Origin of the sequence: Rhodopseudomonas sp. BR0C11, from assembly GCF_010820945.1 — a bacterium.
Taxonomy (GTDB): domain Bacteria; phylum Pseudomonadota; class Alphaproteobacteria; order Rhizobiales; family Xanthobacteraceae; genus Rhodopseudomonas; species Rhodopseudomonas palustris_H.
On record NZ_QTKI01000260.1, the window covers coordinates 1 to 6,671 of the forward strand.

Consider the following 6,671-nt stretch of genomic DNA (forward strand, 5'->3'; position numbering starts at 1 on the left):
GTCGGTGGCGTCCTTGAAGTGCCAGTAGAAACTGCCGCGCGACACGTCCAGGCCGGCGGCCAAATCGCCGACTTTGAGGGCGTTGGCGCCATGTCGGGCGAGTGTCCGCAGCCCATGGGCAAGCCAGTCCGCGCGCGTCAGCCGATCTTTGGTATCCGAATCCATGCCGGCACCATACACGCGTGTATTGACACGGCCAAGCCGCGCCGTTAGATGCCATTCAGAGGTGTATGGAGATGATCTGGCAGGCTGCTACGTTGCGGCCGCTGGAAATCATCACATCGGAGGAGCGCTCGTGCACGCCATGTTGGTCCAGCGGCCGATGGTCGACCTGTCCCGAGCCGCCATCCCGGTGCTTTGCAGAGATTTGGAGACGTGCCGGCGCCCAAGCGCGCCGCGGCGTCATCGCGCTTGATGTCGCGACCGATGATGGTCGAACATCCGCCCCGCCTTACGTCTTCGCCGCAATTCTATCTCGCTCATCCGGAGAACTGCCGATGGCCTTGAACGGGCTCGACACCTGGTATGCCTTCATGAAGTCCCACGACTCAGATGCGCTGTGGGATCTGCTGCATCCGGACGCGGTGTTCGAAAGCCCGGTGGTTCACACCCCGCAGGTCGGGCGCGACATCGTGTTCAAGTACCTCAAGGGTGCCGAAAAGGTGCTCGGCGGCCCGGGCTTCACCTATGTGGGCGAATGGCGCAGCGATAACAGCGCGGTGCTCGAGTTCGAGAACGTGATCGAAGGCATCAAGATCAACGGCGTCGACATCATCACCTTCGCCGACGACGGACGTATTACACACTTCAAGGTCATGGTAAGACCCCTGAAAGCGATCAACCTGCTGCATCGCTTGATGGGAGAACAGCTGGCGCAGCAATAAGCGCGCCGGCGACTGGTCGAATTCATCTCGCCGTCGCCTGAAGTTGTTTCAGGCGGCGCACACTTCACACCTGATCCCGATCGAGAGAACCGCATGACGATCTACAAGGCCCCGGTTGAAGAAGTCGGCTTCCTGCTCAACGACGTTTTTCAGTTCGACCGCTACAACAACCTGCCCGGGTTCGCCGATGCTGCGGCCGACGTGCGCGACGCGATCATCAACGAGGCGGCGCGGCTGAGCGAGGAAGTGCTGCATCCGCTCAATGCGGTCGGCGATCACGAAGGCTGCACCCGCCACGACGACGGCAGCGTCACCACCCCGAAGGGCTTCAAGGACGCCTACAAGCAGATCGCCGAAGGCGGCTGGATGGGCCTGTCGTCGCCGGCCGAATATGGCGGCCAGGGCCTGCCGATCACGCTGACCCAGACGGTGCAGGAATTCCTGAACTCCGCCAACATGGCGTTTGCGATGTACCCAGGCCTGACGATGGGCGCCGCGGCGGCGCTGACGGTGCATGGCTCGCCGGAGCAGAAGCAGACCTATCTGCCCAAGATGGTGTCCGGCGAGTGGACCGGTACCATGAACCTCACCGAGCCGCAGTGCGGCACCGATCTCGGCCTGCTGCGGACCAAGGCGGTGAAGCAGGCGGACGGCAGCTACAAGATCACCGGTACCAAGATCTTCATCTCGGCCGGTGAGCACGATATGGCCGACAACATCATCCATCTGGTGCTGGCGCGGATCGAAGGCGCACCGGCCGGAATCAAGGGCATCTCGCTGTTCGTGGTGCCGAAATTTCTGGTCAACCCCGACGGTACCGTCGGTGCCCGCAACGGCGTGATCTGCGGCTCGATCGAGCACAAGATGGGCATCCACGGCAACGCCACCTGCACCATGAACTACGACGGCGCCACCGGCTGGCTGGTCGGCGAAGAGAACAAGGGCATGCAGGGCATGTTCGTGATGATGAACGAGGCTCGCCTCGGCGTCGCGGTGCAGGGCCTGGCGCAGTCGGAAGTCGCCTATCAGAACGCCGTCGAATACGCCCGCGAGCGACTGCAGGGCCGGGCGCTGTCGGGGCCGAAGGCGACCGACAAGCCGGCCGATCCGATCATCGTGCATCCCGACATCCGCCGCGCGCTGTTGACGATGCGCGCGTTCAACGAAGCGGCGCGGGCGCTGGTGCTGTGGACCGCACTGAAGAGTGACGTCGCGCATCGTTCCAGCGACGCCAAGGAGCGCCAGGTGGCCGACGATCATCTCGGCCTGATGACGCCGGTGCTGAAGGGCGTGCTGACCGACGGCGGCTTCGCCAATGCGGTCGCGGCCCAGCAGGTTTACGGCGGCCACGGCTACATCGCCGCCAACGGCGTCGAGCAGTTCGTCCGCGATGCCCGCATCGCGATGATCTACGAAGGCGCCAACGGCATTCAGGCGCTCGATCTGGTCGGCCGCAAGCTGCCGCGTGACGGCGGCCGCGCCGTGATGGCGTTCTTCGCCGAGGTCGGCGCCTTCGCCAAGGAGCATGGCGGCGACGAGGCGATGAAGCCGTTCGTGGCGCCGCTGTCGACCTCGCTCGGCCATCTGCAGAAGGCCACCACTTGGCTGATGATGAACGCGATGGCGCAGCCGGACAACGCCGGTGCCGCTGCCACCGACTACATGCACCTCTTCGGCCTGGTAGCGATGGGCTACATGTGGGCCAAGATCGCGGCCGAGGGCGCAAAACCCTTCCTGACCCGCAAGCTGGTCACCGGACGGTTCTTCGCCGAGCGGATGCTGCCCGAAACCGCGCTGCGGCTGACCCGGATCGAATCCGGCTGCGCCACGCTGATGGAACTGCCGGCGGAAGCGTTCTGACGCTTTCGTCAAACCAACGTCGTCATTGCGAGCGAAGCGAAGTAGTCCGAGCCGCGCGCGAAGTCTGGATTGCTTCGTCGCTACGCTCCTCGCAATGACGCCTCGACACGCGATTGTTCAATTCGTCCGGCTCCTGTGAGCCCGGACCGAAACGGGAGAAAACGGATGCCCGAAGCCTATATTTACGATCACGTTCGCACTCCGCGCGGCCGCGGCAAAGCCGACGGCTCGCTGCACGAGGTGACCGCGCTGGCGCTCGCCACCGTGCCGCTGAAGGCGCTGAAGGAGCGTAACAACCTCAAGAAGGACGTGGTCGACGACGTCGTGATGGGTGTGGTCGATCCGGTCGGCGAAGCCGGTTCGGACATCGCGCGGTTCGCAGCGATGAAGGCGGGCCTCGGCGAAGCGGTGCCCGGCGTGCAGATCAGCCGGTTCTGCGCCTCGGGCCTCGACGCGGTGAACTTCGCCGCGGCGCAGATCATGAGCGGCCAGCACGAGTTGGTGATCGGCGGCGGTGCGGAATCGATGAGCCGCATCGGCCTCGGCGCCTCGGGCGGCGCCTGGCCGATGGATCCGTCGATGGCGATCCCGTCCTACTTCATGCCGCAGGGCATCTCGGCCGACCTGATCGCCACCAAATACGGCTTCTCGCGCGACGACGTCGACGCCTATGCGGTGCGCAGCCAGCAGCTCGCCGCGAAGGCCTGGGACGAAGGCCGGTTCGACAAGTCGGTGGTGCCGGTGAAGGACATCAACGGCCTGACCATCCTGGCCAAGGACGAGCACATGCGTCCGTCGACGACGATGCAGTCGCTGGCGCAGCTGCAGCCGTCGTTCGCGCCGATCGCCGCGATGGGCGGGTTCGACGCGGTGGCGATCCAGTCGCACCCGGAAGTCGAGAAGGTCAATTACGTGCACCATGCCGGCAACTCGTCGGGCATCGTCGACGGCGCCGGCGCGGTGCTGCTCGGCAGCAAGGAAGCCGGTGAGAAGCACGGTCTGAAGCCGCGCGCCAAGATCCGCGCCTTCGCCAATATCGGCTCGGAGCCGGCGATGATGCTGACCGGTCCGGTCGACGTCACCAACAAGCTGTTCGAACGCTCCGGCATGAAGAAGAGCGACATCGACCTGTTCGAGCTCAACGAGGCGTTCGCCTCGGTGGTGTTGCGCTACATGCAGGCGTTCGAGATCGACAACGACAAGATCAACGTCAATGGCGGCGCGATCGCGCTCGGCCATCCGCTCGGCGCTACCGGCGCGATGATCCTCGGCACCGTGCTGGACGAGCTCGAGCGCACCGGCAAGGCGACTGCGCTGGTGACGCTGTGCATCGGCGGCGGCATGGGCACCGCAACGATCATCGAGCGGGTGTGAGTATTCGATAGCGCCGCGGGCCGCGCAACGCGCGCAGGCCTGCTCCCTCTCCCCATGCGGGGGAGGGGAGAAGAACATCAACCGCCGCGCCGCAACGGCTGCTGGCATCGAAGGAGCTAATCAGATGGCCTTCAAGATTTTCAAAGTCGAGACCGACGCCGACGGCATCGCGCTGGTGACCTGGGACCTGCCCGGCAAGTCGATGAACGTGCTCGACGCCACCACGATCGAGGAACTCGGCGCGATCGCCGAACAGACCAGCAAGGACGCCGCGGTCAAGGGCGTGGTGATCACTTCGGCCAAGGAGGCGTTCTGCGCCGGTGCCGACCTGTCGATGCTGGAAGGCATGAACCAGCAGTTCGCCCAGATCCGCAAAGAGAAGGGCGAAGAAGCCGCCCAGAAGATGCTGTTCGACGAGAGCCGCAAGCTGTCGCAGATCCTGCGTGGCATCGAGACCGGCGGCAAGCCGTGGGTCGCGGCGATTAACGGCCTGGCGCTCGGCGGCGGCTTCGAAGTGACGCTGGCCTGCCACTACCGCGTCGCAGCCGACAATCCGAAGACCCGTCTCGGCCTGCCCGAGATCAAGGTCGGCCTGTTCCCGGGCGGCGGCGGCACCCAGCGGATTCCGCGCATCGTCAATCCGCAGGAGGCGATGACCATCCTGCTCAAGGGCGATCAGATCAAGCTCGACAAGGCCAAGGCGCTGAAGCTGGTCGACGCCGTGGTGCCTGCGGCCGATTTGATCAAGACCGCCAAGGACTGGATCAAGAACGGCGGCAAGGCGGTGGCGCCGTGGGACGAGAAGGGCTTCAAGCTGCCCGGTGGCCAGGTGTTCTCCAAGCAGGGCATGATGATGTTCCCGGCCGGCAACGCTATCTATCGCCGCGAGACCTACGACAACTATCCGGCCGCGCGCGCCATCATGAGCTGCGTCTATGAGGGCCTGTTGGTGCCGATGGACGTCGCGCTGCGCATCGAGTCGCGTTACTTCGCACACGTGCTGCAGACCAAGGAAGCGGCTGCGATGATCCGCAGCCTGTTCCTGTCGATGCAGGAGCTGAATAAGGGCGCGCGCCGTCCGCAGGGCGTGCCGCCGACCAAGGTCAAGAAGCTCGCCATCATCGGCGCCGGCTTCATGGGCGCAAGCGTCGGTTACGTCTCGGCCAAGGCCGGCATCGAAGTGGTGCTGATCGACCGCGACCAGGAGAGCGCCGACAAGGGCAAGGCGCACTGCCAGTCGGTCATCGATGGGCTGATCAAGAAGGGGCGCGCCAAGGAGGCCGACCGCGACGCGCTGATGTCGCGGATCATCGCGACCGCCGACTTCAATGCGATCTCGGATGCCGACCTCGTCATTGAAGCCGTGTTCGAGGATCGCAAGGTCAAGGCCGAGACCTACGCCAAGGCGCAGCCGCTGCTGAAGGAAGGCGCGATCTTCGCCTCCAACACCTCGACCCTGCCGATCAACTCGCTGGCCGAAGAGTTCAAGGACCAGTCGAAGTTCATCGGCATCCACTTCTTCTCGCCGGTCGAGAAGATGATGCTGGTCGAAGTCATCCTCGGCAACAACACCAGCGACGCTACGCTGGCGGCCGCGCTCGACTACACCCGCCAGATCGGCAAGACCCCGATCGTGGTGAACGACAGCCGCGGCTTCTTCGCCAACCGCTGCGTGCTGCGCTTCACCGCTGAAGGCCTTGAGATGCTGATGGAAGGCGTCCCGGCGCCGATGATCGAGACCGCCGCCAAGATGGCCGGCATGCCGGTCGGCCCGCTGTCGCTGGCCGACGAAGTTGCGCTCGACCTGATCCTCAAGATCATGAAGGCCACCGAAGCCGACCTCGGCGAACAGGCGGTCGATCAGCAGCAGAAGAAGCTGATGGTCGAGCTGGTCGAGAAGCAGGGCCGGTTCGGCCGCAAGAACGGCAAGGGCTTCTACGTCTATCCGGAGAAGGGTAAGGGGCAGAAGAGCCTGTGGGACGGCATCGCCGCGCTGCAGCCCAAGCACCTCGATCCCGACACCATCGACGTCGAAGAGCTGAAGCAGCGCTTCCTCGCCGTGCAGGCGGTGGAAGCGGCCCGCACCGTCGAGGACAACGTCATCGTCGATCCGCGCGAGGCCGATGTCGGCTCGATCCTCGGCTTCGGCTTCGCGCCGTTCACCGGCGGCACGCTCAGCTACATCGACTTCATGGGCACCAAGGAGTTCGTGGCGCTGTGCCATAAGCTCGAGGGCAAATACGGCTCGCGCTTCACCCCGCCGAAGCTGCTCGAAGACATGGCCAAGACCGGCGACACCTTCTACCACCGCTTCGCCCCGAAGAAGCAGGCGGCGGCGTAGTCAGTTGCTGACTCTTTAAGAAGACGGGGGTAGCCGGCCCCAAGCGCGGCCGGCTCCCTCTCCCGCTTGCGGGAAGGGCTGGGGTGAGGGCGACGCGAGCACTGAGGCTCGATCGCGTGACCCATCCCCGCCTGCGGGAACGGTCGCATCGCGTAGCGATCCAAGTAAGGCCAATCTCTCCGCAGATTGCGAACTCAGTGCCTGGGGCGCCC

5 protein-coding genes are annotated in these 6,671 nt (G+C 64.8%); 4 read left to right on the forward strand and 1 reads right to left on the reverse strand.

Translation table 11 applies throughout. From position 1 onward, the window contains the following. A partial coding sequence (locus DYI24_RS18055; RefSeq protein ID WP_164573285.1) for a TetR family transcriptional regulator occupies nt 1–165 on the reverse strand: 165 nt, incomplete at its 3' end. A 332-nt stretch (nt 166–497) separates the two neighbouring features. Between DYI24_RS18055 and DYI24_RS18060 the strand changes: the two genes are divergently transcribed. The 4 genes from DYI24_RS18060 to DYI24_RS18075 all read left to right on the forward strand — a co-directional run bounded on the left by DYI24_RS18060 (nt 498) and on the right by DYI24_RS18075 (nt 6,459). Continuing rightward, entirely contained in the window at nt 498–884 is a 387-nt protein-coding gene (locus DYI24_RS18060; protein ID WP_107342990.1) for a nuclear transport factor 2 family protein, read from the forward strand. Nucleotides 885–977: 93 nt separating this feature from the next. Continuing rightward, complete coding sequence (locus DYI24_RS18065; RefSeq protein WP_164573286.1) at nt 978–2,744, forward strand: acyl-CoA dehydrogenase C-terminal domain-containing protein; 1,767 nt, start codon at nt 978–980, stop codon at nt 2,742–2,744. Between the two features lie 165 nt (nt 2,745–2,909). Beyond that, entirely contained in the window at nt 2,910–4,118 is a 1,209-nt protein-coding gene (locus DYI24_RS18070) for an acetyl-CoA C-acetyltransferase (RefSeq protein WP_107342992.1), read from the forward strand. 124 nt (nt 4,119–4,242) lie between these two features. Continuing rightward, nucleotides 4,243–6,459, forward strand: a complete 2,217-nt coding sequence (locus tag DYI24_RS18075; protein ID WP_164573287.1) for a 3-hydroxyacyl-CoA dehydrogenase NAD-binding domain-containing protein — start codon at nt 4,243–4,245, stop codon at nt 6,457–6,459. The last annotated feature ends 212 nt before the right edge of the window (nt 6,460–6,671 follow it).

Coding starts and splice junctions, on each gene's coding strand:
- DYI24_RS18060 (WP_107342990.1), top strand. CDS start 498: ATGGCCTTGAACGGGCTCGACACCTGGTATGCCTTCATGAAGTCCCAC.
- DYI24_RS18065 (WP_164573286.1), top strand. CDS start 978: ATGACGATCTACAAGGCCCCGGTTGAAGAAGTCGGCTTCCTGCTCAAC.
- DYI24_RS18070 (WP_107342992.1), top strand. CDS start 2,910: ATGCCCGAAGCCTATATTTACGATCACGTTCGCACTCCGCGCGGCCGC.
- DYI24_RS18075 (WP_164573287.1), top strand. CDS start 4,243: ATGGCCTTCAAGATTTTCAAAGTCGAGACCGACGCCGACGGCATCGCG.